The organism is Mesorhizobium sp. LNHC232B00 (assembly GCF_000502435.1).
GTDB classification, from domain to species: Bacteria; Pseudomonadota; Alphaproteobacteria; order Rhizobiales; family Rhizobiaceae; genus Mesorhizobium; species Mesorhizobium opportunistum.
Window position 1 is genome coordinate 24,257 of the sequence record NZ_AYWP01000023.1, and the last position, 25,391, is coordinate 49,647.

General features: G+C 63.4%; 19 protein-coding genes and 1 pseudogene. 1 reads left to right on the forward strand and 19 read right to left on the reverse strand.

Going from position 1 to position 25,391, the window contains the following annotated elements:
* Nucleotides 1-2 precede the first annotated feature (2 nt).
* From tagF to tssA, 13 genes are read right to left on the reverse strand one after another with little or no spacing between them, the layout of a single operon-like run.
* Nucleotides 3-542: a type VI secretion system-associated protein TagF gene (gene tagF / locus X743_RS1000000169945; RefSeq protein WP_023767740.1), complete on the reverse strand. Its 540-nt coding sequence runs from the start codon at nucleotides 540-542 to the stop codon at nucleotides 3-5.
* The gene (gene tssM / locus X743_RS145865; RefSeq protein ID WP_023767741.1) at nucleotides 524-4,060 is read right to left on the reverse strand and encodes a type VI secretion system membrane subunit TssM; all 3,537 of its coding nucleotides are present in this window, start codon (nucleotides 4,058-4,060) and stop codon (nucleotides 524-526) included. Before tssM ends, tagF begins: the two co-directional genes overlap by 19 nt.
* Nucleotide 4,061: 1 nt before the next feature.
* A complete protein-coding gene (icmH, locus tag X743_RS145860; protein ID WP_023767742.1) occupies nucleotides 4,062-5,384 on the reverse strand; it encodes a type IVB secretion system protein IcmH/DotU in 1,323 nt (440 codons plus the stop codon).
* Between the two features lie 4 nt (nucleotides 5,385-5,388).
* Entirely contained in the window at nucleotides 5,389-6,723 is a 1,335-nt protein-coding gene (gene tssK / locus X743_RS145855; RefSeq protein WP_023767743.1) for a type VI secretion system baseplate subunit TssK, read from the reverse strand.
* Between the two features lie 41 nt (nucleotides 6,724-6,764).
* On the reverse strand, nucleotides 6,765-7,217 hold the full coding sequence (gene tssJ, locus X743_RS145850) for a type VI secretion system lipoprotein TssJ (protein ID WP_031258195.1): 453 nt from the start codon (nucleotides 7,215-7,217) through the stop codon (nucleotides 6,765-6,767).
* Nucleotides 7,218-7,220: 3 nt separating this feature from the next.
* Nucleotides 7,221-8,693: a type VI secretion system-associated FHA domain protein TagH gene (gene tagH / locus X743_RS145845; protein WP_031258196.1), complete on the reverse strand. Its 1,473-nt coding sequence runs from the start codon at nucleotides 8,691-8,693 to the stop codon at nucleotides 7,221-7,223.
* Nucleotides 8,690-9,778: a type VI secretion system baseplate subunit TssG gene (gene tssG / locus X743_RS145840; RefSeq protein WP_031258197.1), complete on the reverse strand. Its 1,089-nt coding sequence runs from the start codon at nucleotides 9,776-9,778 to the stop codon at nucleotides 8,690-8,692. The genes tagH and tssG overlap by 4 nt, the downstream gene beginning before the upstream one ends.
* A complete protein-coding gene (gene tssF, locus X743_RS145835; RefSeq protein ID WP_023767748.1) occupies nucleotides 9,742-11,616 on the reverse strand; it encodes a type VI secretion system baseplate subunit TssF in 1,875 nt (624 codons plus the stop codon). Before tssF ends, tssG begins: the two co-directional genes overlap by 37 nt.
* A gap of 1 nt (nucleotide 11,617) precedes the next feature.
* A complete protein-coding gene (gene tssE / locus X743_RS145830) occupies nucleotides 11,618-12,373 on the reverse strand; it encodes a type VI secretion system baseplate subunit TssE (RefSeq protein ID WP_023767749.1) in 756 nt (251 codons plus the stop codon).
* Complete coding sequence (locus X743_RS145825; RefSeq protein ID WP_023767750.1) at nucleotides 12,360-12,815, reverse strand: Hcp family type VI secretion system effector; 456 nt, start codon at nucleotides 12,813-12,815, stop codon at nucleotides 12,360-12,362. The genes tssE and X743_RS145825 overlap by 14 nt, the downstream gene beginning before the upstream one ends.
* A 48-nt stretch (nucleotides 12,816-12,863) precedes the next feature.
* Nucleotides 12,864-14,369 (reverse strand): type VI secretion system contractile sheath large subunit, encoded by a 1,506-nt coding sequence (gene tssC / locus X743_RS145820; protein ID WP_023767751.1) that lies wholly within the window; start codon nucleotides 14,367-14,369, stop codon nucleotides 12,864-12,866.
* Nucleotides 14,370-14,372: 3 nt separating this feature from the next.
* Nucleotides 14,373-14,912: a type VI secretion system contractile sheath small subunit gene (tssB, locus tag X743_RS145815; protein WP_023767752.1), complete on the reverse strand. Its 540-nt coding sequence runs from the start codon at nucleotides 14,910-14,912 to the stop codon at nucleotides 14,373-14,375.
* A 6-nt stretch (nucleotides 14,913-14,918) separates the two neighbouring features.
* Nucleotides 14,919-16,091, reverse strand: coding sequence for a type VI secretion system protein TssA (gene tssA, locus X743_RS145810; protein WP_023767753.1), 1,173 nt, complete (start codon nucleotides 16,089-16,091; stop codon nucleotides 14,919-14,921).
* A gap of 337 nt (nucleotides 16,092-16,428) precedes the next feature.
* Between tssA and tssH the strand changes: the two genes are divergently transcribed.
* The gene (tssH, locus tag X743_RS145805) at nucleotides 16,429-19,245 is read left to right on the forward strand and encodes a type VI secretion system ATPase TssH (RefSeq protein WP_023767754.1); all 2,817 of its coding nucleotides are present in this window, start codon (nucleotides 16,429-16,431) and stop codon (nucleotides 19,243-19,245) included.
* A 597-nt stretch (nucleotides 19,246-19,842) separates the two neighbouring features.
* Here tssH and X743_RS145800 read toward each other — a convergent pair.
* From X743_RS145800 to X743_RS145775, 6 genes and pseudogenes are all read right to left on the reverse strand, one after another.
* Nucleotides 19,843-20,121 (reverse strand): annotated as a pseudogene (locus X743_RS145800) (SDR family oxidoreductase); the annotation flags it as partial.
* 52 nt (nucleotides 20,122-20,173) lie between these two features.
* Nucleotides 20,174-20,848 carry a GntR family transcriptional regulator gene (locus X743_RS145795; protein ID WP_013893750.1) on the reverse strand — a complete coding sequence of 225 codons (675 nt, stop codon included), beginning with the start codon at nucleotides 20,846-20,848 and terminating at the stop codon, nucleotides 20,174-20,176.
* Between the two features lie 323 nt (nucleotides 20,849-21,171).
* On the reverse strand, nucleotides 21,172-22,368 hold the full coding sequence (locus tag X743_RS145790; RefSeq protein WP_023767758.1) for a mandelate racemase/muconate lactonizing enzyme family protein: 1,197 nt from the start codon (nucleotides 22,366-22,368) through the stop codon (nucleotides 21,172-21,174).
* An 8-nt stretch (nucleotides 22,369-22,376) separates the two neighbouring features.
* Nucleotides 22,377-22,703 carry an NIPSNAP family protein gene (locus X743_RS145785; protein WP_023767759.1) on the reverse strand — a complete coding sequence of 109 codons (327 nt, stop codon included), beginning with the start codon at nucleotides 22,701-22,703 and terminating at the stop codon, nucleotides 22,377-22,379.
* 45 nt (nucleotides 22,704-22,748) lie between these two features.
* The gene (locus X743_RS145780; RefSeq protein ID WP_023767760.1) at nucleotides 22,749-24,107 is read right to left on the reverse strand and encodes a mandelate racemase/muconate lactonizing enzyme family protein; all 1,359 of its coding nucleotides are present in this window, start codon (nucleotides 24,105-24,107) and stop codon (nucleotides 22,749-22,751) included.
* Between the two features lie 60 nt (nucleotides 24,108-24,167).
* Entirely contained in the window at nucleotides 24,168-25,334 is a 1,167-nt protein-coding gene (locus tag X743_RS145775) for a mandelate racemase/muconate lactonizing enzyme family protein (protein ID WP_023767761.1), read from the reverse strand.
* Nucleotides 25,335-25,391 lie beyond the last annotated feature (57 nt).

The following is a 25,391-nucleotide window of genomic DNA, read 5'->3' on the forward strand; positions in this document are numbered from 1 at the left end:
GCCTAGTGCGCCTCAGTTTCGCGTCTTGCAGCGCGCATTGACTGCAATCCGTTCGCGGCCAGGTCGTGAATATCGGCAAATCTGAACTCGTTGACCTCCCAATCCTCGCACCAGAAGACTATTTCGTTCGGAATGGCTCCGGTAATTGGCTGCGTCACATCGGCAAGACGCTCAAGCAGCCGCGCCTGAAGCCATTGCCTTTCCACGCATCCGTCTATGAGATTGACCAGTGCATCGAACCAAGCATCGCCGGGATCGGGCGCCAGGCCCAGGCGCACGATGGCGAACGGGTAGCGGCGCCCGACGCGGTCCTCGCTCATGCGCCATACGCCAGCGCAAGGCTGTTCACAGAAAATCGCCGCCGGCACGGTGAAACGCCAGACGCGCGAGTCCAACTCGCCTTCGTCCGGCCGCGCGCGCAGCTCCATCGACATCCAGCGGTCCCAGCGGTCGATGAAAGTCCGCGGCAGGTTGGCGGCGACGAAATCTCCGGTCGCCGGGATCTTGCCGAAGAATCCGATGTTTATATCTGCGGCGGACATGAGAATTTCTTGAACATCTGCAGATTGTAGGGGTTCTCGACGCTGGCAGCCTTGAGCTCGAAATCGGCCCACATTCCCTTCGTGCCCAGGCGCAGGCTGTAGACATCGGACAGTGACGTGCCGGCGAAACGGCCGTTGCGCAGCATCCTCAGCCACGCCCAGCTGCCAGTCTCGTTGAGCATGATTTCGGGCGAACCGTCGATCGGCTGGAAGGCGAGCGAAATGACCCCGGTGCCGTCCTTGCCCGGCCAGGTCATCGGTTGCGGCCGCGTCGCATTGTTGAAATAGACGAGGGTCTGACCATCGAGATTGAGCGTGACGCGCGTGACGTTGGGAGACAGGTCCTTCGGTTCGAGCGTGAAGCTCATCACCGGTCCGGTGCCTCCGGGAAAGAGATCGTCGCGGATATGCCTGGCCTGCTCGAACGCCGCCAGCGCCGAAGGATCGAGGCCGAAATCGGCGCGCCATTTCCACGGCTGGCTGGTGGTGTCGACATAGTTGATCAAATGGTCGTTGATGAAACCGTCGATCAGTCCGGCCGGTCCGAATAGGCGGGCGAAATCACGCACATTGACGTCCACCGCGCTGTCGGCGCTGAACGGATAGCGGTCGTTGAGCGCGGCCTGGCAGAAGGGCAGTATGTCCGCCCTCCAGATGGCGTTGAGCTCCGAAGTGACCGCCTTCTGCGTCAGATTGCTGGTGTCCCCGGCAATGCCGCCGAGCCAGCTGTTGATCGGGTCGGGCAGGATCTGCGCCTGCCTGGCCACCGCGCCGGTCAGTTCGGCAAGGCCGCCTTGCTTCTTGATGGCATCCTGCGGACTGGGGTTGGCGCTGACCGTCTGCAGCACGTTCGACAGCGCGGTCAGCGCGACAACGGCGGCATCCAGTGCCGGCGGCTGGCCGTCGACCTCGGCAATGGTGCTCTTCAGCGGTTTGAAATGTTCGGCCACCAGATTGCCGGTCAGGTCCACCTCGCTGGCTGACCCGGCGCGGGGCAGCAGCTTCGCACCGCTCGTCGCCAGCTTGCCGAGCTTGCCGAGCTTGCCGAGCAGTTTCGAGGCGCCCTTGGCCGCCGCCTTGTCGTCGGCGGGCGCGTCGTCGGAACGCGTCAGTTCTGTTTCCTGAACGACTGCGGTCAGCAGCCGCTTCAGCGCTGAATCGGCACTCGATAGGTCCTTCAGGTTTTCGCTGGCGACATTGAGATCGGTCAATGGCGCGAGCCGCATGTCGCGTAGGAAGCTGTCCCATTGCGCGATGTAGTCGTCATAGTAGAGCTTCAGAATATCCTCGGACAGAGCCGAGACCGAGGTCTCGGAATTCTCCGAGCAGCCGCCGGCGAAAACCGCACGATCGAGCGCCGCCTGGGCAGCGACATCGTCGATGCGGTCGAGAATGGCGTCGTGGAAGCCGGCATAGGTGAAGGCTCCGGAAATGCCGACGCGAAGTGTCTTGTCGGACCGCCGCGCAAACACCTTGCCACCATTGGGGCCGGCGAAATTGGCCGGGATCCACTCCTTGAGCCCGGCCACCTCCGGATCGGCCAGCAACTGCTTGTAGGCCCGCGCCGGCAACGAGATCGTGCACACTGTTTTCAGTGCTTCGGCAACCAGCGCCTGGTCGGGCGCGACATAGCTTTCGTCGACCGCCATGCGGCGGATGGCGGCAAGTTGATGCTCTTCGGCATCGGCGGTCGGAAAGGGTGCCGCGGCCGCGAATTCCGGCAGGCTGTTCACCCACCAGTTCTGGGCGAAGTCGGGGTCCATCTGCGACAGGCCCGTCATCATGCGATAGGTCTTCAGCGCTCCGAGCATAAAATCCGGATCACGGATCTGCCGCCACATGGTCGCCTCGAGCAACGCGACCATTCGCGGCTCGAGTACGTTGCGCAGGGCGTGGTCATAAGTGTCGGTCTGTGCCCGTACCAGTTCGGCTGAGGCCGACGGTCCCAGCAGATCCTGGGGCGCGCCTTGCGGTGCTGTCCGGGCGCTTGCGACCGCGTCCATCGCCTCGAGCGCGCCATCGATGGCAGGCTGCCGCACCGACGCCGGATTTGCGGCGGTAGCGGTCAGCGGCGCTTGCAGCGCTTCGAACTGGCCTGCCTGGGCCGTGATCGCGTTGCGGTTGTCAAAATAGGACCAGGTAAACAGCCCGCCGGCCAGCAAGGCTGCCGCCGCGCATGCAGCCGCAGCACCGCGCCAGATCCAGGCGCGGCGGCGCTGCGCCAGCGGATCGAACGTTCCGAGGCCGGCTTCCCTGAAGATGACCTCGGTGAGCAGGTTCTTCAGGAAGAAGCTGCGTTTCTCGACCCTCGGTGCGGGCAGGGCCCGCCGTGGTGGCAGGCCGAAGGACGACGACAGCGCCGCGGTCAGCCGGTCGATGGGCGCCCCTTCCTGCGTCGCCGACGTCAGATAGAGGCCACGCAGCCAGGCGGCCTCTTCATACCGGCTTTCGCCGAACATCGCTTCGATCAGCACCTGGATCGGTTCGGACAGGCTGGACAGCTGGGCGGGAAACCTGAAGATCTCGGCACGGGCGGCCAGTTTGTCCTCATCCTCCAGGCGCGGCACCAGCCGCCGCTCGAGTTCCGTCGAGAGCGTCGAAATTTCGCGTTCAATGGTCTTGGCGTCCACACGCGCATCCAGCGCGAAGGTCGTTCCCCAGACCTGCTCGCGCGCGGCGGTGGACAGGCTGCCGAAGAAAGCCTCGAAACCCTTGATCAGATCGGCCTTGGTCAGCATCAGATAGACCGGAAGGCGGATTTCGAGCCGGTCGTTGAGCTCGGCCAGCCGGCGGCGGATCTTGCGGCCGTGTGCCTTGACCGCTTCGTCGCCCTCCGAAAGCACGTCGATCGAAAGCGCGACGATCACGCCGTTGAGCGCGCGGCGGCCGCGATGCTTTTTCAAAAGGTCGAGGAAGCCCAGCCATTCCGCCGCGTCGACGTCGGGCTGGCTCTCTTGCTGGACATAGCGGCCGGCGGTGTCGATCAGTACCGCGTTCTCGGAAAAGAACCAGTCGCAATTGCGCGTGCCACCGACCCCTTGCAGATCGTCCGTGAGGTCGATCGGAAAATTCAGCCCGGACTGCCGCAAGGCCGTGGTCTTACCGGTGGCCGGCGGCCCAACGATCACATACCATGGTATCTCGCGCAGGAACTTGCGTCCGCCGAGCTTGCGGCGCTTCAGTTCGGCCATCACCTCGGCGAACTTGGCACCGACGGCCGCGACGTTCTCTTCGCCAGGGCTGAGCGGCTTTTCCGCCACGGGTGCTGCGATCTCGGCGACGAACATGCGGTTGGCGCGGATCGCCCGGCGCTGGGCGACGATCAGCCAGATCAGCCAGAAGATGACCAGCAGCGCGATGATGACGATGCGCACATTTTCCGAGGCGAAGGGTTCGTAGGGTCCGACCCTGACGATCGGACCGAACACCCAGATGACCAGGGAAAGCAGCGTGATGCCGATCAGCGTCCACAGCCAACGCGACGTCAGGACCGCCCAGAGGAAGCGCAGGATGAACATCTCACAGCCTCTTTTCGACGAGCACCTCGACGCGGCGGTTCAAGGCTCGCCCCTCGCGCGTGCTGTCGCTGGCCACCGGGTCGGTGGCCGCACGGCCTTCGGAATGAACGCGGTCCTGCGGCACCCCGTTCTGCACCAGCATGTCGGCGATCGTCTGGGCTCGCGCCTCCGACAGTCGCTGGTTGGTCGACAGAGGATTGCTCTTTTGCAGGGGAACGCCGTCCGTATGACCGATCACGGTGATGTTTCCGATCAGCTCCTGATTGGCGAGGATCACCTTGGCCATCGAACCGATCAGCGGCTCGAAGCCGTCGCTCAGTTGGGGCCGCGACGACTGGAACAGTTCGGGGTTGGAGGCCTGGATGATCAGCTTGGCCAGCGAAACGCTCTCAGTGCCGCTGAGCGCCGATTTGAGGTCGGCTGGCGCTCCCGCCTGGAATTCCGGCAACAGCGCAAAATCCACTTTTTCAGGGGGCGGGGCATCGACCTTGGGCGACGTACGGCTGATATCGCCGCGTGTGGGCGGCGGCAGAGCGCGCACAAGCGCGGATAGTTCGACCGCCTGGCTGCTCAGTCCCATCGACAGCCCGATATGGATGGCCGTGGCAACGACCGCCGCGCTGAGCGCCATGACCCAAATCGGCACAATGAAGCGTTGCGGCTCGTCGGATGCGATGACGCCCTTCCAGTTTGGCGACAGTGGCGCGCCTTCGGCGTCGGCGTCGCGCAGGAAGCGTGCCGCCGCCACGCGAACCGCATTGAGCGAGCGGTCGCCTGAGCGGCCGGGCACGCGATATTTGCCGCGGAAGCCGAGGGCCATGCAATTATACTGCAGCTCCAGCAACTCGCGGTCACGGTTGGGATGGCGCTCGAGTTCGTCGAGACGCGTGAAGAACTGCGTGCCGGCATCGACATCACCGCGCAGCATAACTACGAGCGGCTGGCGCGGCCAGGCGCTGGCCCCGCCCCAGGGCGTGTTCAAAGCGAGATCGTCGAGCAACGCCGCCACCACCCAGGCTGCCTGATCGGCCCGCTCAAGCGAGGACCCCGTCGCCATTGCCGTGTCGCGTGCCCGAACCAGTTCCTCAAGCAGCCGGGTGCGCAGCGTTTCCGGGTTCTCCGGCGCCAGTGCGCTTTCAAGCTCGGGTGCGAATTCGAGCAAGGGCGCGAATGCGTTGACAAGTGCGTTCGGGTGGGTGCGAGACCGCTTTACCGCCGCGCCCGCCAACAGCGGCGCCATCGGCCGCGGCATCGGCGCGCCGGTCAGCCTTATGCGGGTGCGCTCGCGATCCTCCGACAGTCCGAAAGGATCATCGCGGCTCATCATCTCACCTGTTCACCGAGTAGCAGTCCACCTGCGGCTCGCTTGGCAACACGCCCGAAACGCCGATGACGAAGCCGGGGGCATCGAGCAACGATGTCCAGTGCTCGCTTTTCTGGTCCAGCTCGAGACACAGCCGATCGCCGTCGTAAGGGATTTCGCGCGGCTGGGAATGCAGCGGTTTCAACGGAATGCCGGGCAAGCGCGATTTCCACAGGCCTTCGAACTGATCGGCCGAGCCGACAGTCGCCTGATTGACGAAAATCTTGCGCAGCGCGTCTTCCGACAGCTCCGAACCAACCCGGATGACGATGCGGCTGGCCACCAGCAGCTTCGGATTGTCGATGCGGATTTTCCAGACATTGGTCGAATGTCGCATGACCGGCAGCGCCCGCGATTTCGGCTCGATGTAGCGCAGGCTGAGGATGAGCGAGCGCAGCGCATCCGCCAGCGCCATGTAGGCTGGGCCTGGCGCCATGTGGTCGTAAGCCGGCAACTCACCCAGCCGCCGCGCGCTCGATCCGTAAGTTGCCATCGACCCGGCCAGCCCGGCAAGTTCCAGGTAGAGCTCGGCCGGATGGAAGACATCCTGCGCCAGCATGTGGGCCAGCCGTGGCCGCGCCGCATTGGCGAGGTTCAGCATCAGCAGGTCTTCGACGCTGCGGCCCGGTCCGCCCATGACCATCTTGCCATGCGCCTCGGCGATCTGCTCGAGCCCCGTGACGACTTCCTGCAGCAATTGCCGGTACCAGGCCACCGCCCCGGTCACCAGGGTCGGCGGCAGGAAGGTCTCGTCCAGCGACACGCCGCCATCGGCTCGAATCCCCTTGAGGTCGGCGATCGGCAAGGCGGTGTAGCCGCCGACCGACTTGCCAGGTCCGAGCAGCAGCGCCTGCGGACGGGCGATTTCGATTTCTTCAGGGTCTGAACCGCCCTGGACGGAGTCACGGACGGAGACGATCCGCCCATGATAGCGTGCTCCCGAGGAGGCAGCATGTGCCGGATCGAAGCCGACACCGCCGGCCGACTCGAGCGGCAAGGCGACCAGCACCAGTCCGGCGCCCGTGTCCGGGGTGACCGGCAAGGGTCGCGGTGCGTCCATCATCTCGGGGATGGCGAACGGTGTCCCGTCCGGGAAGATGCCGCGAGCCGACAGGATCGAGATCTGGCCGGCCTCGAGCAACGCCTGGTCCAGCGTCAGCTGTTGAAAGCCGAACGTGTGCAACTGCCCGGCCTGCAAAGCGCCGCGCACCGTCGCCTCGAAAAAGCGATCCTGCTGCTGGAAATGCTGGGTCCGCAGGAAAAGCCCTTCGGACCACAGCACTCTGTTTGCATCGCTCATGCCGCTACTCTCTGCATCGAGCTCCCCTTGCCCCCTGGCCGCTAGGCGGAAATGCCGCCGCTGCCAAGCGAGACATTGATCGTGAATTTTGATCCCGGCGACACGGACTTGGTCGTACGCCAGTTCCTGCCGGTCGGCTCACGGATCAGCGCAACGAAGCCCAGCGCCGCCGCGTCCGGCTCGACGGTGATGGTTTTCGACGCGGATTTTCCGGGCCCGACGGCGATCTGGTCGGATCCGATGAGATCGCCTGCAAGCGCCGAGCCGGCATCGCCCTGCAGGGCAAAGTAGTCGGCGGAATTGAATTTGCCGGTGCTGCGCAGCCGCATGACGAGAACTGTCACCGGCCGGTCGCCGCCGCCTGGTCCCGGGTTCATGCCGGCCCCGCCGGACACGTTGACGGTGATCACCGAAGGTTTCGGCGGACCACTCTGGCAAGCCGCAAGCAGTCCAGTCGCGCCCAGGGTAACAACGAATTGACGTCGATCAATCATGTCTCACTCCTCCTCATAGGCATCCCGAAAATCAGCGCCGATTTCGCCAAGGAAGCTTTTCTCGGCGCTCTCGGCGATTTCACGATGGCGTTTCTGGTAAAGCTCCCACAGCTTGGCGCTGCGCCCGCCTGCAAGCAGGTTGCCGAGCGCCGAATTCGACTTCAGCTCCTGCTCGATCGCAGCCGGCTCAAAACGGTCGACCATACGTCGCAAAGCGGCCTGCACGCCGCGCCAGGCGCGTACGTGATGCTGCGCGAGATCGCGAACCGCGTCGGCGATGGCCGCTTCGCCGGCCAGAAATCCGGGGCTGCGCTCGGTGATGAGCGTGGCGATGGCATCGTCGATCGTCGGCAGGAACTTGAGCGGATTGACTTCGGAAGCCCCGACCATGGTCTGGGCGACGCGAGCATTGCCCTTTTCCTCGGCCCGCTTGCGCAGAAGCTGCATCAGGCCCTCCATCATCAGCCGGTATTCGCGGCCGAACTTCTCCATTTCCGCGACGCTGTCGCGCCCTGGGAAATCGGCTTCCTCGACACCCATGCCGCGCAGGAACGCGGAGCGGAGCGCCATGTCCCCCTGTTGCGCCGCTGGCGGCACGCGAGCCGGTGTGGCAGCAGCACCAGTGCGCGGTGGAGGCGGGGCATCAGCCGCTTGCACAGGCAGATCCCAGGGCTTGGCGGATTGTGGTCGTGGGGTAACGCGCTCACGCTGTCCGTTCGAGCCGACGCCGTTTGCCGCACTTGGAGCGGCCGCTGGTCCGAAACCAAAGTCATCATTGAATTCGGACGGCTTTCCGGCGGCGGGTTCAGTTGGGCGGTTAAGAGAAGGCACCGGGTCGAGGCTGAACGGATCCGCGAAGCTTGGCGCACTGCCGGTTTCGGGATGAGGACCAACGCCCGTCGACCCAGCCGTCGAAACCGGATCGAGGCTGAACGGGTCATCGAAAGCAGGCGAACTGCGCTGGCTGGAGGCGGCACGCTCGAACGCGCCCGCAACCGGCTGCTCGAACGGGTTCGGCAGGTCGGCCGGCCGTGGCCGTCGCGGCTCTTCCTCGACCTTGGCGGAAAAGAAGTCGTCATTGCCGATGCTCAACGGCGCCCGCGATGCCGGCGGCAAGCGTTCCGCAACCGACTGACTGGCGGCAGGTGCCTGGGCGGTTGGCGCCTGCAGGTCGACATGGACGACATAGTCGCCAAGCCTCAGCCGCATGCCGCTTTGAAGGCGCGTCGACTGGCCGGCACCGAGCGGGCTGTCGGAGTCGTTTATGTACAGCCCGCTGCTCGACGTGTCGGTGACGAAATAGCCGTCTCGCCCGCCCCTGATCCTGCAATGGGCGCGGGAAACGAACATGTCGGGATCGTTGATCTGCCAGCCTGCGTCGGCGCTGCGGCCGATCACCAGCTCGCCTTCGTCCAGCCGGGTCTGCCGTACCGCCTGGGTGCGTGGCCCTTGCTCCAGCGTCAGCAGCAGGCTCATGCCGCGCCCCCCGCCATTTCCGGCCGCCATCCTACAATTGTCCGCAGCCGCAGATCGTCAGCATCGCCCCTTTCGGCAGGCCGCGCAAGCCAGGCGGTCCGGCCGAGCTGGACAGTTCCGATACGCGGCGGCGGCACGGCTTCACGCGCCAGCACGATGCGCAGGTCGACGTCGAGCGTCTCCCCGACCATATCTCGGACGGCCTGCTTGAACAGTTTGAGGCGCGAGCCTCCCGGCAAGAACGCCTTGAACTCGTCGAAGGCGAGCGGGCCGACACGCAGCTCGATCCTGCTTTGGCGGTTGAAAACGCGCGGGCCGATCGTCGCCCCCCGGCCGAGCCCTGCAAAGGCTCTGGCGAGGCGGGTCTGCAGCCCGGTCGGAATGGTTATCCAGGCGGCGATGAATTCTTTGATTTGAACCGGCACCCCGAACGCTTCCGCCAGAAACAGTGTCAGCCGTTCCGGGCCGTCGACCTGGCTGGCGAGTGAAGCGGCTTGGCGGAGCTTGACTGTGTCGAGATCAGGGTTCTGGGTGCCGGGAAGCCCGATCCCCGCCATCGCTTCAAGCATGGCGCGGACGCGGCCGCCGACCGCGCGCTCGACCTGGACCGCCGGATGCGCATCCGCCCAGGCCCGGTAGTAGAGGGCGATCATGCGGTGCTGAAGGATGTTGACGAAGTCCACGAAGGTCGTGTCGCTGGTCTGCTGTGCGTCGGCGCCGGCGAACCAGCGCTGCGACAGGCGGTCGAGCACCCAGCGCGTCAGATGCAGCGGCATCGGGCCCTCAGGGCCCAACAGACCGAGATTTGCAACCGTGACCCGGGCCGGCGCCTTGTCGCTGGCTTCGCGGAATTGAACCAGATCCCGTGCGGAGAAGGCGAGTCGCACATGCTGGCCAAGCCTTGCCGGCTCGCGGTCGGGGCGTCCGGAATGGCCGAACAGACCGCTCCGCTGTTCGAGACGGCGCAGCAGTTCGAAAAAGTCGAACGCTTCCGACAGAGCTTCGGCCCGGTCCGGACCAGGCTTGTCTAGATCAGGTGGTGTCTTGTCTAGATCAGGTAGCGATTGCCGGGCGTCATCGGCCATGGCACATCCTCCTGCTTCTGCAGCAGCCGCGTGCGGGTTCGCACGAAGCCATTTATTCCGGCATGACGGGCAAACAGCCGCGCCAGCAAGGCCGAAAGCAGCAAGGTGCTTTGCCCCGCCAGCACCGACTGATCGACATGCAACGTCACTTCAGTGCCGCGCCCGAAGCACATTGGCCCGTCGATCTGCAGTCGCTCGACCACCGACCGCGAATCGATACGCACGATCGAATGCACGTTGCGGGCAAGGCTCGGATCGCCGCGGTCGGCATAAAGATCGAGCAGCGCATGCAGCGGATCGACGCCGCGGCCGTCCTCGGCGAGGCTCAAGAAATTGAGCGCCAGCTGCGCCACCAGCCGCCAGGCGAGATCGTCGGCCCGGGATTCGCCGTCGGCCCCTGTGGGCAGTGCCGCGGGGATGGCCGGCTGCGGCGGACGCAAGGCGCCGAGCAGCCGTACGGATTCGACCGGGTCGCCGGCCTCGAGCGTCAAGGTCGGATTGTCATCGAGGATCGGCAGGTCACGGTTGGTGCAAAGGGCCATGATGTCGAGACGCTTCAACGGCCGGTTCGCAGGACTCCCGGGCGGCCTGGATACAGCCAGGAAAACGTCGTCCCCGGTGTATGAGGTTCGGGTCAGACCGTCGCGCCGTTCATCCTCGGTTGCCCGGCGTGGGCGCCGTTCCGTCGAATAGACCCAGCCACTGCCGCGGTTCTGCCCGAGGCTGAACAGCTCCGGTATCTCGGCGTCACTGCCCTCACTGTCGGCATCCTCGACGCGCAGGACACGATAGATCTCGAAGTCGCGCGCCCGCGTGCGGTCGGCGTGCAGTACCTGTCGCGTCTTGCGCTGATCGAGCTCGACGACATTGCACTCACGTTCGAAGAGATTAATGATCGGCGTCGCGAAAAGCTCGAAATCCGCCGGCGTGAGGTCCGCGAGTTCGGGCGCCGGGCGGCCGAACAGGAAGATGATCTCCAGTCCGGCCTCGCATTTGCGCACCACCGGCTGCAGCCCCAGGACCCGCGCATAGTGAAAACGCTCCGGCATGACGAAATATTCGCGCAGCAGGCGGTAGCCTTCGAATGTCGGGCGGGTGCGCGGCATCAAGGCCTCGTCGTCACTGATGCCGACCATTTCGGGTGCCGGCAGGGGCGACAGCCGGTTGGTCTTGCCTTCCGGTCGTGCGCCGACGGCCACACAAGCGCCGAAAATCGCGTCGAACAGCAGCGGTGCCTTGGTGCGTCCGGCAAAATAGAGGTCGAGCTGGTCGAGCGCTAATTCGTCAAGCTTGCCTTTCCCGGCCCGCGTCAGCGCGAGGCGCAGCGCCGCCTCGCCGCCGGTACCGCCGATCGGTCCTATGCCGGCCGCCGCCAGCGCGCTGCGATCCTGAAAATAGCTGACCGAAGTGATCGCTATCGGCCACAAGGTCATGTCCTGTGCGGTCGAGAAAGTGCAGCGCGTCGACAGGCCGGGCTGCAGGCTGGAGACCAGCCGCGTGTTGCGCTTGACGACGTGGCCGGCCGGCATGATCTGCACCTGCTGACCGGGTTTCAGCACGGCCATCGCCGTTGCGGGCGCCGGCGTGACCAGATCGGGATAGAGGACGTCGAGCACGCTTCGCGAAAATCGCGAGCGCTCGGCGTCGACTTTCAGCCGGGTGCGCGCGGCGAGGAAGGCGACGCCGTCCAGCAGTCGTTCGACATAAGGATCGGGGCAGGGGACCGTATCGAGGGAGAGGTTGCGCGCCACCGCCGGATGCATGTCGGCGAATTCCGCCGCAAGACCGCGGATATGGGTCAGTTCCTCCTCATAATATTCGACGAAAACCCGATCCATCTCAGGCGTCCCTAATTTCGGTCCGCGCCAAGCCGTTGTCGAGATTGATCGTGGTGCGCAGGCGCATGCGTTCCGGTGTGGGCGTCATGATCAGCACGGCATCGATCTCGATCTTCAACCCCACGGTCTTGTCGCCCAGGGTAACGCTAACCTTCGTCGCGCTTTCCTTGAGCCGGGGCTCGAAGGTGGCGAGCACCGAGCGGATTTCGCGCGCCAGCACGTCGCGGTCAAAGTCGCGGGACGACCGGCCCGAGAAGGACGGCACGCCGTAATTGACCACGCTTCGGCGGACCTCCGGAAAGTCGGCGAGCGACGGTGGACTGTCCGCCATCTGCTCGTCTTCCAGGTCGGAAAACAGCGACGTGGCCTCGAAGCGCTCGGTGTTGAACAAAGCCTCGATGTCGCGCCGAACTGCTTCTCTGAGCACCCGGGCCGATACCACCACGCCACGGCTTTCGATCTCGACGCGGTGCTGGGTTTGAAAGGTCAGGCGATGCAGACGCCGTTTCTGATCGGGCGTCAGCTCCGCATCGGCGTCGATGGTCCGTGCACTGCCGGCAACGAGCGTTTCGAGACGGTCCGCGCCAAGCTCGTCCAGCAGGACATGGCGCAGCCCGTCTATCTCCGAGGTCAGGCCCGGCAGGTCATTGACGAGGCGATCCCATAGCGACGGCTGGACAGCCTCGCTTTTTGCCCGCAAGCCGCCGGCTATTTGCTGCTTGCTCGCGCCGGGCCGCCGAACCTCACTTGCCGACATAGACATCCATTTCGGCTTCATCATTGCCGTCATAGACGAACTTGATCTTCTTGTAGGCGAAGCTGACCTCTTCCTGGATCAGATCGGCCTCATCCTCGGCCTGTGACATGTCGTATTCCATGATCGAGGCGTCGGTGAGCGTGACGACCAGGTAATCCTTGGTCTCGCCATCGATGGTCCGGCGGGCCGAGAACACCACTTCATCCAGGGCCTTGTTCTCGAACAAAGCCTTTTTCAGGTAGGGCGAGGATTTGTCATAGTGTTTGATGAACTTGATCATGCCCATCGAGACGCGGCCACGGCGTGACAGCGAATTCGGGTCATAGGGTGCGACCATCTTGTAGTCGACGCCATGGATTTCAATCTCGTCATCGTGGCCGTCGCGGGTGCTGGGGCCTTTGATATCCGGAACCTTCAGAAAACCATCAATCTTGACTGGCATTGTCTTTCTCCACCGCTTTTAAACAACACAAGGTCTGGTTGCTGCAAATCAGGTCTTCACGGACGGCAGTTCCGATACCAGCCGCAGCGAGGCGTTGATGCCTTCCAACTGGTAATGCGGGCGCAGGTAGAAGCGGGCGTTGTAGTAGCCCGGCCGTCCTTCCACGCTGTCCACCTGGACTTCAGCCGCCGCAAGCGGGCGTTTGGCGCGCGCCTTGTCGTCGGCAAAGGCCGGGTTGGCCAGCACGTAGCGGTTGATCCACTCGGTCAGCCAGATCTGCATGTCGGAGCGCTCCTTGAACGAGCCGACCTTGTCGCGCGCAATGGCCTTGAGGTAGTGCGCGAAGCGCGAGACCGGGAAGAGATAGGGCAGGTTGGCGCTCAGCCTTTCGTTCGACTGTGCATCGGGGTCGACCAGCCGGCCTGCGCGCGTCTCGTCGTCCTGCAGCGAATGGGCGCCGATGAAGGCGGCCAGATCCGTATTCTTTCGATGCAGGATCGGCATCAGGCCGAGCTTGGCCAGTTCGGCCTCGCGCCGATCGTCGATGGCGACTTCGGTCGGACATTTCATCGCGATCGAGCCATCATCGGTCGGGAAGCTGTGCACCGGCAAATTGAGCACCGTGCCGCCATTTTCGACACCGCGGATTTGCGTGCCCCAACCAAACAGCTTGTGGCTGCGGTTGATGTTGACGCCCATCGGGAAGGCGGCGTTCATCCAGACATATTTGTTGTGATCGCCCTCTACCTCTTCCTCGAAGGTGAAGCCCTTCACCGGAACGGTGTCCGTGCCATAGGGCAGCCGCGCCAGGACACGCGGCATGGTCAGGCCGATATACCGGGCGTCCTCGCTCTCGCGCAGCGACTGCCACGAGGCATAGGCCGGGTTGGAGACGATCTGCTGCAGGTCTTGCGGGTTCGGCAATTCCTGCCAGCTGTCCATGCGGAACAGGCGCGGCGAGGCGGCTGCGATAAACGGCGTGTGCGCCGAGGCGCAGATGCCAGAGATGTTGCGCAGAAGACCGACGTCGCGAGGGTGGTTGGAGAATTCGTAGGCGCCGATCACGCAGCCGATCGGCTCGCCGCCCAGCATCGAATACTCGTCCGTGTAGACTTTCTTGAAGATCGGGCTCTGGTCCCACATCTGGCCTTCATAGTCCTCGAGCGTGTCGGCCAGCTGCTCCTTGGAGATGTTCATCACCCGGATCTTCAGCTTCTGATCCGTCTCGGTGTTGTTGACGAGATACCAGAGGCCGCGCCATGTGCCTTCCATCTCACGCACTTCTGGCGCGTGCAGGATCTCGTTGACCTGTGTCGTCAGCATCTTGTCGATGCCCGCGATCAGCGACTTGATCGACTTGATCGCATTGGACGAGATGGTCGTGGTGTCGGAACGCGATTGCGCCGCGAGCGCGAGATTGCGCACGAGTTGCTGCAGCTTCTCGCTGTCGTCCTTCTTGACCTTGAAGTCTTTCTCGAGGAGTCCGCTGAATTCGTCGAGGTTTATGGCTTCGGCCTCGGCGGTGACGGCGGCGGTCTTTTGCTGTTCGGCCATGGTTTACTCCCCTGCCTTGTCGTCGTCGGCCAGTGCCTGGCTGGCGATCTTGCCAAGCAGCGGCTCGTTGTTCAGCAGCTGCGCGATGCGTTTTTCGGCGTCGACGCGGCCGTCCATGAAGCCAAGCAGTTCCTCGAGTTGGCGGCGCATCTTGAGGATCTCGGCCAGTTGCGGCACCTGCTCTGCGACCTTGTCGGGAGCGAAATCACCCATCTTGGTGAAGGTGAGATCGAGCGCCAGTTCCTCGTCGCGCTCCTGGCCTTCGGCTTGCGGCAGCGTGTTCTTCACCCGGGCTTTGACGCGGGGCCCGAGCGCTTCCATGAATTTGGGGAAGCGGTTCGCGTCGGTCTCGACGAAGGACCGGTCCAGCACTGATTTTGACGCTTCCTTGGTCTGCGAAGCGCCGGAAAGGTCGGCCATCACGGCCATGACGAACGGCAATTCGATCGTCGTCGGACTACCGTAGGTTTCCACGTCGTAGGCGATCTGCACCCGCGGCGCGCGATTTCGTTCGATGACCTTCGCTTTGCTTTCGGCTGGCATGTGCTGTTACCTTTCATCCTTCTGAGCCGTCTTCTTGACATCGGGAACGCCGGCAAGGAGCCGGAATTCCTTCAGCCCAGACGGGGCGAGATCTTCCATCAGTTCAACGAAATCCATGTGCACCATGCGGCGCACACGCCGCGCCAGATGCGGGATCGGGCTCGACGGTTCGGTGCGGTCATAGAAGGCGACGACCAGGTCGAGGCATTTGACCACGTCGTCGCGCGAGGAGATCCGGTCGGGAAGCCCCGTGCTCGAATCCGTGTAGTTTGCCGCACTTGCCATAGTCTCGGCTCCGTGACCGTTTCGAGCAGGCGTTGCCGGTTCTGCCGGGTTGGGCGTCTTGGCCGCGCCATTGGCCACCGCACCGGCTGCCGAGTTCCGTTCCAGGGTCGTCAGCAAACGCTGCAGAAACCGCTTTAAGTCCGGAACTGGAGCGCCGCCGCCCTCGAGGCGGGCGCTCAGCGCGGTTTCGACCGCGCCTAGGGCTGCGATCGCCGCCCGGGCGTCAGCGACGAGCGAGATCATCTCCGCACCGACCTGATCAATCTGTGCCGCACATCCGGCGCGCACCCGGTTCAATAACTGTCCGTGCGCGCTGACCAGCGCGGCCTTTTCCGCCGTGTTCAATCCCGAGGCAGCTTCCTGGAGCATGACACGGTCGTCGAGCGCGCTCTGTTCCAGGTCGCGTCCGCTGATCGGCCCGATCGAACGTGGCGCAAAGAAAATCATCTGCCTGAGGTTCGCCAACAACCCGTCCTGACCATTCTGCAGGTCGAGCAGCGCGTTGATACGGCGCAAGGCGGCATCGCGAGGTGAAGCGTTTGGCCGCAGTGCCGGATGCATGGTTTCCCAGTGCTGATCGAACGTTTGGGCGATGAGCGTCAGACCCTGCGCGAGCCCGGCCAGTCCGTCTTCATTGGCCAGCGCACGCGTGACGATGACGAGCAGGCGCAGGTCTCGGCCATGCGCGCGCAAGTCCGCCGCCTTTGCCAGCACCGCGGACCAGTCGACCGGAATGGTGCTTTGCGAAGTGGGCTTGTTATTGCCGTCGTGGACAACCTTGACCTCGGGCTCGGTCAGGCGCTCAAGCTCATGGAAAGCCGGGTCGTTGCGCAAATCCTCCCCTGACGGGTTTCCACCGTCGAGCGGGCTAAGCCAGAGCGCGACATCAATCACTCAAACCCCCAGCGACCGACCTCAAACCGTACGTGACGCAACGTTATCACACGGTTGCACTTTACCACAATTCAAGGACGGCTCAAAAATTAACAGAAGCTAAACGCGACCGCCGCCAGAGTGCCGGAATCTTTGGTGTGGTTGCCGAAACTGGAGGTGAACCGCATCGCGGAGCGGTGCCCAAGCCCGTGGCTGTTTACAGCCGGTGTTGTGGGACCTTCCACAGATAGAAGTGAGCCGGCTAGACCGGATAGCGCGAAAGCGGCCCATCAGACGCTTTGTCAAGTGACGGCTTATGTGGCAGTTTATCGGTTGTCAGATCGCAGGAGCACGTTCGATGGAACAGCGCCGGTCATCGCAGACTTTCAAGCGCAAGGAACTGGTCGGCAAGCTCAATCCTGTGGGTGTCCGCGCCTTCAAAGCAGCTGCCGACACCGCCAAACTGCGCGGTAATCCTTATGTCGAACTCGTCCATTTCATTGAGCAACTGGTGCTGTCCGACCGCTCCGATGTGCAGATGATCATCGCCGATGCAGGCGTGGACGCGAGCCGGCTCACTGCCGATATGACCCGCGCTGTCGACAAGCTGCCTTATGGCGCCACCTCGATCGAGGAATTCTCCGACCATATCTTTCATGCCATCCAGGAAGCTTGGAATTTGGCGACGCTCGAGTTCGGCGTCGAGGAAGTCCGCAGCGCCCATATTCTGCTTGCCTGTCTGAAGACGCCGGTGCTGGAAGGCTTGCTGTCGAAGATCAGCGGCGAGTTCGACAAGATCGGCGCCGACGCGGTCATCGCGCGGTTCGCCGATGTCGTGGAGGGCTCACTCGAAGCCGGTGCCTCGACCACCGTCTCCACCCCGGAGGCGCCGAAGCGGGCTCCGGGCGGCGATTCAGCGCTGGCGAAATACGCCACCGACCTGACCCAGCGCGCCCGCGACGGCAAGATCGATCCAGTCGTCGGCCGCGATCCGGAGATCCGGCAGATCGTCGATATCCTGATGCGGCGCCGGCAGAACAACCCGATCCTGACCGGGGAGGCCGGGGTTGGCAAGACCGCGGTCGTCGAGGGCTTTGCCTTGCGTGTCGCCGCAGAAGACGTCCCGCCGGCACTGCAAGGCGTCAGCGTGCGCATGCTCGATGTCGGCTTGATGCAGGCGGGCGCCAGCGTGAAGGGCGAATTCGAAAAGCGGCTGAAGGCAGTCGTCGATGAGGTGCAATCGTCCGAAAAGCCGGTCATCCTGTTCATCGACGAAGCCCATACCTTGATCGGCGCCGGGGGTGCTGCTGGAACCGGCGACGCCGCCAATCTCCTTAAGCCTGCGCTGGCGCGGGGCGAACTTCGCACCATCGCGGCAACGACCTGGGCCGAATACAAGCAGCACATCGAGAAGGACCCGGCGCTGACCCGCCGTTTCCAGGTGGTCAAGATCGACGAGCCGTCGGAGGCGGTGGCTGTTCTGATGTTGCGCGGCGTGGCCGGCGTCCTGGAGCAGCACCACAAGGTGCAGATACTGGATGAGGCGATCGAGGCGGCGGTCGGCCTGTCGCATCGCTATATCCCGGCAAGGCAACTGCCTGATAAGGCGGTGAGCCTTCTCGACACCGCTTGCGCCCGTGTCGCCATATCGCAGCACGCCACGCCGGCCGAGGTCGAGGACATCATGCGCCGCCGCCATGCGCTGGAGGTTGAGCGCGGCATCATCGGCCGCGAGGCCGCGATCGGCATCGAAGTCGCCGACCGGCAGGCGCGCGTCGAGACCGGGCTTGCCGAAACCGAAGTCACGCTGGCCGTAGCGCAGCAGCGCTGGGATCGTGAAAAGGCACTTGTCGCCGAAATCCTCGAATTACGCGCCAGGCTGCGCGGCGAAGGAGTCCCGCTCGATGCGGCGGCTGCCGCTGAGGCCGATACCGAAACGGCAGGGGCGGACGCAGAAAAGACCAAGGTGCCCAAGGCTGAAACGGCGAAGACTGAAACGGCGAAGCCGGAAACCACGAAGACAAAAACAGCTGAAACCAAAGCCGCCAAGACCGATGCGGAGACACCGGCCGCTGCCGATCCATCTGATACCGCTGATCTTGCGCGCTTACGCGAACTGATGGCAGAACTGGCCGAGGCACAAGGCGAAACACCGTTGATTCTGCCGTCGGTAGACCGCAACGCCGTGGCGGCAGTGGTCCAGGACTGGACGGGAATCCCGACCGGGCGGATGCTGTCGAGTCAGACCGAAAAGGCGCTCAAGCTCGCCACCACGCTTTCGGAGCGCGTCGTCGGCCAGGATCACGCTATGGAGATGATCGCTAAACGCGTGCAGACCAGCCGCGCCGGGCTCGGCGCGCCGGAAAAACCGGTGGGGGTCTTCCTGCTCTGTGGTCCCTCGGGCGTCGGCAAGACCGAGACCGCGCTGGCGCTGGCCGAGACGCTCTATGGCGGCGAGCAGAACCTGATTTCGATCAACATGTCCGAGTTCCAGGAGGCGCATACGGTCTCGACGCTCAAAGGCGCGCCGCCCGGTTATGTCGGTTACGGCAAGGGCGGTATCCTAACCGAGGCCGTGCGCAGAAAACCCTATTCGGTGATCCTGCTCGACGAGGTCGAGAAGGCGCATCCGGATGTGCACGAAATCTTCTTCCAGGTCTTTGACAAAGGCATGATGGACGACAGCGAGGGCCGCCGGATCGACTTCAAGAACACGCTGATCCTGCTCACCTCGAATGTCGGCTCGGAAGTCATCATGGACCGCACCAGGAACGGCACGATGCGGGCCGGGCTCCCTGATCTGGACACTGCCTTGCGCCGCCCGTTGCTGAAGGTCTTCCCGGCGGCCTTTCTCGGCCGGGTGGTGACCATTCCTTACTATCCGCTCTCGGATTCGATGATCGAAGCGATCACCCGTCATCAGTTCGCCAAGATCGCCCGCCGGTTGCGGACAACCAACGATGCGGAATTGGTGATCGGCGACGGTGTCATGGATCTGGTCAAGGCCCGCTGCACCGAGATCGAATCCGGCGGGCGGATGATCGATGCCATCCTGACCAACACGCTGCTGCCGGAATTGAGCCGCGGCGTGCTGAACCGCTCGCTCGAGGGCGAAAAGATGACAAGGGTAACCGTCGGCGCCTCCAAGGAGGGCTTCACCTATTCCTTCGAGTAGGGAATGTTGAGTACGATTTGCTTCGGCTTCTTCGTGCATAGGCAAGCTGAGCCGACTGGGCTGGAGCGGCCGGTGGCGGTGAATTCGTATGACGCAATTGGTTAGAAGAATGACGGTGTTCTTTTACCTGCCACGAGACCCGATCTGCGCGTGGCTTTGGTCAAACGCGCTGCGGCCGCTGTGGCCGAAGGCTCCAAGGGCGCGGAGAAGGTGCCACATATTGTGATACCTATTGTGATACAAATCGGATATTGGAGCAACAAAAACATAAATGAAAACAATAGAGTAATGCAGGGATAGATCCCAGCCAACGGTACCATCGGCTTTCTCACAAGGCCTTGATCTTCTTCGGGCGAACTCAATCGCTCCCGGAAACTGTCGCACCCATGTGATGCGGCACATTGCCGGCATCGCGGTCGCCGTGCCCGACGGCGAGCTCCAGATCGTGCCGAGGCAGGTATGCGCCATCAATCTGCCGGCCGGCCATTGACGGAGTGCCGGCGTCCGCCGGACAGGCCGTGCTTCCGGCATGCCGCACCGCAGAATGCGGCATGCCGGTGTGCGGCTAATGCATGTCGTCCAAAAGTGACCCGGTTTTCAGCGCGACGCGCTTTTGTGGGTTGTCCGCCCGCCCGACAGATCGAAGGTCGAGGCCGTGGTGAAGCTGTTCTCCTTGGAGATGAGCCAGGCGACCATGGTCGCGGCCTCGTCGACCTCCAGCAGGCGGCCGCGCGGGATACGCGAGTGCATGTATTCAATGCGCTCGGCCGTCAGTTGTTCGAGGATGCGCGTCTGCGCGGTGGCCGGCGAGATGCAGTTGACCGCGATGTCGTACTGGGCCAGTTCCTTGCCGAGCGACTTGGTCATGCCGATGACGGCGGCCATAACCGAGCGCTTCCGACTTGGTGCACCCGCCGGGCGGGCCGCCTCAACCGAGTAGGTCGGCCGCGACTTCGAGCGTGTTGCGGAACGACGTCTCGATATGGTGTTCCATCGCTTGCGCTGCCCCCTCGGCGTCATGGCGCTTGAGCGCATCGAGAATGGCCTCGTGCTGCTCGATCGTCTGTTCGCCATAGCCGGGCTTGGGAATGGCGAGGTAACGGCCGCGATCCATCTGCGCCTTGGAGATGTCGACGGCGCGCCAGATCATCGGCAGGCCGCAGATCTCGGCGATGGTGCGGTGGAAGACATCGTCGAGTTGTATCGCGGTGGCATATCGGCCGCGCGATATGGCAAGCCGATGCGCCGCCATATTGTCTTCAAGCAGTTCGGCCGATGCCGGTGTCAGCTTGACGGCCGCGCGCCGCGCGCTCTCCATCTCCAGCGCCCGACGGATGACATAGGCTTCTTCTAGGTCGGCGCGGCTGATCGGTGCGACATAGGTTCCGGTCTGCGCCAGGATCTTGACGAGACCCTCATCGCTGATGCGCTTGACGGCCTCCCGCACCGGTGTGCGCGAGACGCCGAGGGCTTCGGCGATCGCCACCTCGTTGATCACTTCCCCCGGCTTCATCTGCCCGACGACGATCAGGTTGCGGATCTTCTGATAAATCTGATCGCGGAGCGGCAGAGCCCGATTGAGGGTCGAAGGATCCAGGTCCATGGCAAAATCCGTGGCTTCGTTCACCAGAAATGATCAGATTATACTAGAATGTAAATCGCGATGCATCCAATGCGAGCCGTGGTTCGTCGACGATGGAAGGGCTTGCGCAGTCGCAATTGTCGGTATCCGCAGTGTGAGGAATTCGACCCGCAAGTGAAGGCTTGAACGGAGCCGCATGCCGAGAGGCGAGGATTCGGGCCGAAGGCGGATCGTGCTCAGTCGGGCCGCCGGCGACTTGCGTGATTTGGCTGCTTAGCCGGGTGTGGCGGATCCAGGATGCAGCCGACGAGGGTCGCATCTGCAGAGGTTCGCGCTGCGGGCATTCAATCGAAGAAGCCGGCGTCCTCTTCCTTGAGATGCCTCTTCGCGCCCGCGGCATCGATGTCGAGGCCCAATCCGGGGGCATCGAGCAGGTCGATCATCGAATCCTCTACGATCCGCGTCGGCAGGCCAACAACGATATCCTCCCACCAGGGATCGGAGGCGCTGGGATATTCGAAGGCGATATAGTTGGCGGGCAGTGTGGCGCAGACGTTGATCAGCGCGCCGAGGCCCAGCAGACCGTTTGCCGTGCCATGCGGCGCCATCATGATCGAATGCATGTAGGCATGCTCGGCCACCCATTTGAGCTCGGCGATGCCGCCGATATCGGCGGGGTCCGGGCCGATGACGCGGACCGCCTGTGTTTCGATCAGTTCCTTGAAATTATGGCGCAGGTAGATCTGCTCTCCCGTGTGGATGGGGGTGGAAGTGGATGTCGTGAGTTCGCGGTAGGCCTGCGGATTGACCCATGGCACGTAGTCGCCCGTCAGCATGTCCTCGATCCACATCAGATTGTATTTCTCCACCGCTTGCGCGAAGCGGATTGCGTCCGGCAGGAACCAGCCGGGGCCGCAATCCAGGGCAAGGGAGACCTTGTCGCCGAGCACCTCTTTCATGGCGATGACGCATTCGACCATGTGCGCCATGCCGCGCTCGCTGATCTGGCCCTGGTCCATCGCGCCGTGATAGGTCGGCGGCTGGCGCACGCCATAGTGGAAGTCGGGCACGCTGGTCTTCATGTTGGAGTGGAAGGAGATGCCTTGCTTGACCATGAAGAAGTTTTCCGGCCGCTCCATCATCCATTTGACGTCGGCCGCGTAGTCCTCGGGTCTGTCCCCGGTGCGCTTCTTGCGGATGGAGCCGTTATAGACCCGGACCTTGTCACGCACCTTGCCACCGAGCAGCTTGTAGACCGGAACGCCTGCCGCCTTGCCGGCGATGTCCCAGAGCGCGTGCTCGATGGCGCTGACGGCGGCGCCGTAGGGCTTGAACGAACCGCGCTGGCGGATCTTCAGCATGCAGCGTTCGACATCGGTCGGGTCTTCACCGATCAGCGCCTCGCGAAAATGCAGGACCCAGGGTTTGAGATAGGGCTTGGTGTATTCAGCCTCGCCCAGGCCATAGAGGCCTTCGTCGGTCACGATGCGGACGATGGGGTGCTTGCCGATGACGGCGCACCGGAGATCGGTGATCTTCATGACGTCCTCTATTTCACCGACGAGAAGGCGGTTGGCGCGAGAAACTGGCTGGAAATATTGGCCAGGATCGGGCCATCGCGCTCGGACTCGTCGCGGACCTTGAGCCATGCCGGATCGGTGGTGAAGGCCTTCCATTTCACTTCGCGCTCAGCAAGGGATTCCCAGGCGACGAAATAGGTCAGTCGATTGCTGCTTTCGCCGACCACCGTGGTGAAAAACCCGGCCTGGCGGATGCCGTGCTTATCCCACAGCGCCAAGGTATGGTCGTTGAAACGCTTGAGCAGCGCCGGCAACTGGCCCGGCAGGCAGTCGTAAATGCGAAGTTCGTAGATCATGGTCGATCCTTGTGTTCATCTCTCCCTCCTGGAAGAGGTGTAGAGTCAGCTCCAGGTCCGATCCCAGGAGTATTCGTCATCCCAGTGATCGGTCGGCTGCCAGATACCTTTGATGCCTTCCTGCAGGTGCTGGCTGATGACTTCATCGACCACGTCGTCGATGCCCAGCCCCGGCTTGTCCGGCACGGTGATGAACCCGTCCTTGACCAGCGGCTTGGGCAAGCCCGTGACGATATCGTCCCACCAGTCCACTTCGACGCTGTGATATTCGAGCGCCATGAAGTTTTCCGTGGCCACCGCGACATGCGCGGCGGCCATTGCGGCGATCGGGCTTTCCGCCATGTGGATGGCCATGGCGACGCCATGGTCCTGCGCCGCGTCGCCGATCTTCTTGGTCTCGAGGATGCCACCCGAGGTAAGCAGGTCCGGATGGATGACCGAGATGCCGGTCTTGAGCAGCGGCTCGAAACCCTCCTTGAGGTAGATGTCCTCGCCCGTGCAGATCGGCACCGAAGTCGCCTGCTGCAGCTGCCGATACTGCTCGGTGTACTGCCAGGGGATCACGTCCTCGAGCCAGGCTGGGGCATATTTCTCGATCCGCCGGGCGAGGCGGATGCCGTCCTGCAGCGAAATGTGGCCGACATGGTCGATGGCGAGCGGGATTTCGTAGCCGATCACCTCGCGAACCTCGTGGATATATCGGTCGAGCAGGTCGATGCCCTTTTCGGTGAAATGGAGGCCGGTGAAGGGATGCGGCACGTTCTGCGCGTCATAGGCGGCGTTGCGCGCCCGGCGCTCGTCCAGCGTGCGTGCCCGGCCGCGAGCGGCGTGCCCGCGGAAACCATCGAGCACGCCAGCCGGCGCGACCACCGCGCCAGGGATGTGGGAGATCTGCGTCAGCCCGAGGTCCATCTTGAGGAAGGTAAAACCGAGATCCATCCGCGCCTTGAGCCGCTTGCCGGTCTCGGTGCCGCTGGGCTTCTCCGCGTCGGTATCGCAATAGACACGCACCTTGTCGCGGAACCGTCCCCCGAGCATCTGGTAGATCGGCACGCCATAGGCCTTGCCGGCAAGGTCCCAAAGCGCGATCTCGACCGCCGAGACACCGCCACCCTGCCGCCCGTGGCCGCCAAATTGCTTGATGCGGCGGAACAGCCGGTCGACGTCGCAAGGGTTCTCGCCCAGCAGCCGGCTCTTGAGCATCAGCGCATAGGTCGCGCTGGCGCCGTCGCGCACTTCGCCCAGGCCGACAATACCCTGATTGGTGTAGATCTTGATGAGCGCCGAAGTGAACGGCGCGCCGACGATCTCGGCGACGCGCAGGTCGGTGATGCGCAGGTCGGAGGGTTTGGAGTTCGTGTTGACCCAATTGAGAGCCTCGCCGGCTCGGTCCGTCTTTGGCATGACTTGTCCTCATTCTGGTCGGGGCTTGTCGCCCCAAACGCTGGCCGGCATGAAGCCTTGCTAGCTCAGCTCAATCTCATGGGCCTGCAAGTAGTCGCGGTTCATCTCGACACCGAGGCCAGGCTTCGCCGTCAGCTTGAGGCTGCCGTTCGAAACGTCGAGCGGTCTGTCGATGAGATGATCGTATTTGCCCAGGTTCCACTCCGACGTTTCGAGCTTATAGAAATTGGGAACGGTCATCATCACCTGCGCTCCCGCGACCACGTTGATCGGGCCCGCGGCGTCATGTGGCGAGACCGGGATGTAGTAGGCCTCGCAGAGGGCTGAAATCTTTTTGAGCTCGGTAATGCCGCCAGTCCAGGTGACATCCGGCATGATGTAGTCGGCGAGCCTGTTCTCGAGTACCGGCACGAAATCCCATTTCGTGTGGCCGCGCTCGCCCCATGAGATAGCAGCACTGACCTTCTCACGCACCTGCTTGAGGGCGTTCAGGCTCTCGGGCGGGCAAGGCTCCTCAAACCAGTCGATCTGGCCGGCTTCCTCGAGGCTCCGACACAGGCGAATGGCGGTGGGGACATCGAAGCGGCCATGCGCATCGATGAGGATGTCGACGTCAGGACCGGCCGTTTCGCGGATCAGCGCCGTAAGTTCGGCCGCTTCGCGCTCGTCCTTGCGGGTCATGCTGCCGTCGAGATAGCCGTCCCGCTGTTCACGCGCCAAGCCATCGGCGGTCCGACCCTGGTGGGGGAATGGATCGAACTTTAGCCCGGTATGTCCGGATTCGACGATGTCCAGGATTTCGCGGACCACCGCGTCCTTGCTGGTGAACTTGGCCTGGTTGGGATGAGTGTAGAGAGCGATTTCATCACGCACCGGCCCGCCCAGCAACTCGTAGATCGGTTTGCCCAAGACTTTGCCCCGGATGTCCCATAGCGCTATGTCGATGGCGCTCACGCATTCGACGGCGGCGCCGCGGCTGCCCATATAGGTGAAGCTGCGGAAAATCCTGTGCCAGAGATGCTCGATACGCGCAGGATCCTCACCTGTCATGGCGACACCGATCTGCCGCAGGATCGTGCAAAGAGCGCGGTTGGCGAGTCTGGTCGTGGTGGTGATTTCTCCCCAGCCGCTTACCCCTTCGTCGGTCGTGACCTCGACGAACAGGTACTCTCCCCAATAGGAAGCATCGGACTTGATCAGCCACGGCCGAACGCTGGTGATTTTCATCTCAACTCCCTTTGTCTGAAATGTCGGGGCACGACGTTCTGGACTTGAGCTCTCGTC

Coding starts and splice junctions, on each gene's coding strand:
- X743_RS145780 (WP_023767760.1), bottom strand. CDS start 24,107: ATGCCAAAGACGGACCGAGCCGGCGAGGCTCTCAATTGGGTCAACACG.
- tssB (WP_023767752.1), bottom strand. CDS start 14,912: ATGCCAGCCGAAAGCAAAGCGAAGGTCATCGAACGAAATCGCGCGCCG.
- tssC (WP_023767751.1), bottom strand. CDS start 14,369: ATGGCCGAACAGCAAAAGACCGCCGCCGTCACCGCCGAGGCCGAAGCC.
- tssH (WP_023767754.1), top strand. CDS start 16,429: ATGGAACAGCGCCGGTCATCGCAGACTTTCAAGCGCAAGGAACTGGTC.
- X743_RS145785 (WP_023767759.1), bottom strand. CDS start 22,703: ATGATCTACGAACTTCGCATTTACGACTGCCTGCCGGGCCAGTTGCCG.
- tagF (WP_023767740.1), bottom strand. CDS start 542: ATGTCCGCCGCAGATATAAACATCGGATTCTTCGGCAAGATCCCGGCG.
- X743_RS145775 (WP_023767761.1), bottom strand. CDS start 25,334: ATGAAAATCACCAGCGTTCGGCCGTGGCTGATCAAGTCCGATGCTTCC.
- X743_RS145795 (WP_013893750.1), bottom strand. CDS start 20,848: ATGGACCTGGATCCTTCGACCCTCAATCGGGCTCTGCCGCTCCGCGAT.
- tssJ (WP_031258195.1), bottom strand. CDS start 7,217: ATGATTGATCGACGTCAATTCGTTGTTACCCTGGGCGCGACTGGACTG.
- tssM (WP_023767741.1), bottom strand. CDS start 4,060: ATGTTCATCCTGCGCTTCCTCTGGGCGGTCCTGACGTCGCGTTGGCTG.
- tagH (WP_031258196.1), bottom strand. CDS start 8,693: ATGAGCCTGCTGCTGACGCTGGAGCAAGGGCCACGCACCCAGGCGGTA.
- X743_RS145825 (WP_023767750.1), bottom strand. CDS start 12,815: ATGCCAGTCAAGATTGATGGTTTTCTGAAGGTTCCGGATATCAAAGGC.
- tssF (WP_023767748.1), bottom strand. CDS start 11,616: ATGGATCGGGTTTTCGTCGAATATTATGAGGAGGAACTGACCCATATC.
- tssG (WP_031258197.1), bottom strand. CDS start 9,778: ATGGCCGATGACGCCCGGCAATCGCTACCTGATCTAGACAAGACACCA.
- icmH (WP_023767742.1), bottom strand. CDS start 5,384: ATGAGCCGCGATGATCCTTTCGGACTGTCGGAGGATCGCGAGCGCACC.
- tssK (WP_023767743.1), bottom strand. CDS start 6,723: ATGAGCGATGCAAACAGAGTGCTGTGGTCCGAAGGGCTTTTCCTGCGG.
- tssE (WP_023767749.1), bottom strand. CDS start 12,373: ATGTCGGCAAGTGAGGTTCGGCGGCCCGGCGCGAGCAAGCAGCAAATA.
- X743_RS145790 (WP_023767758.1), bottom strand. CDS start 22,368: ATGAAGATCACCGATCTCCGGTGCGCCGTCATCGGCAAGCACCCCATC.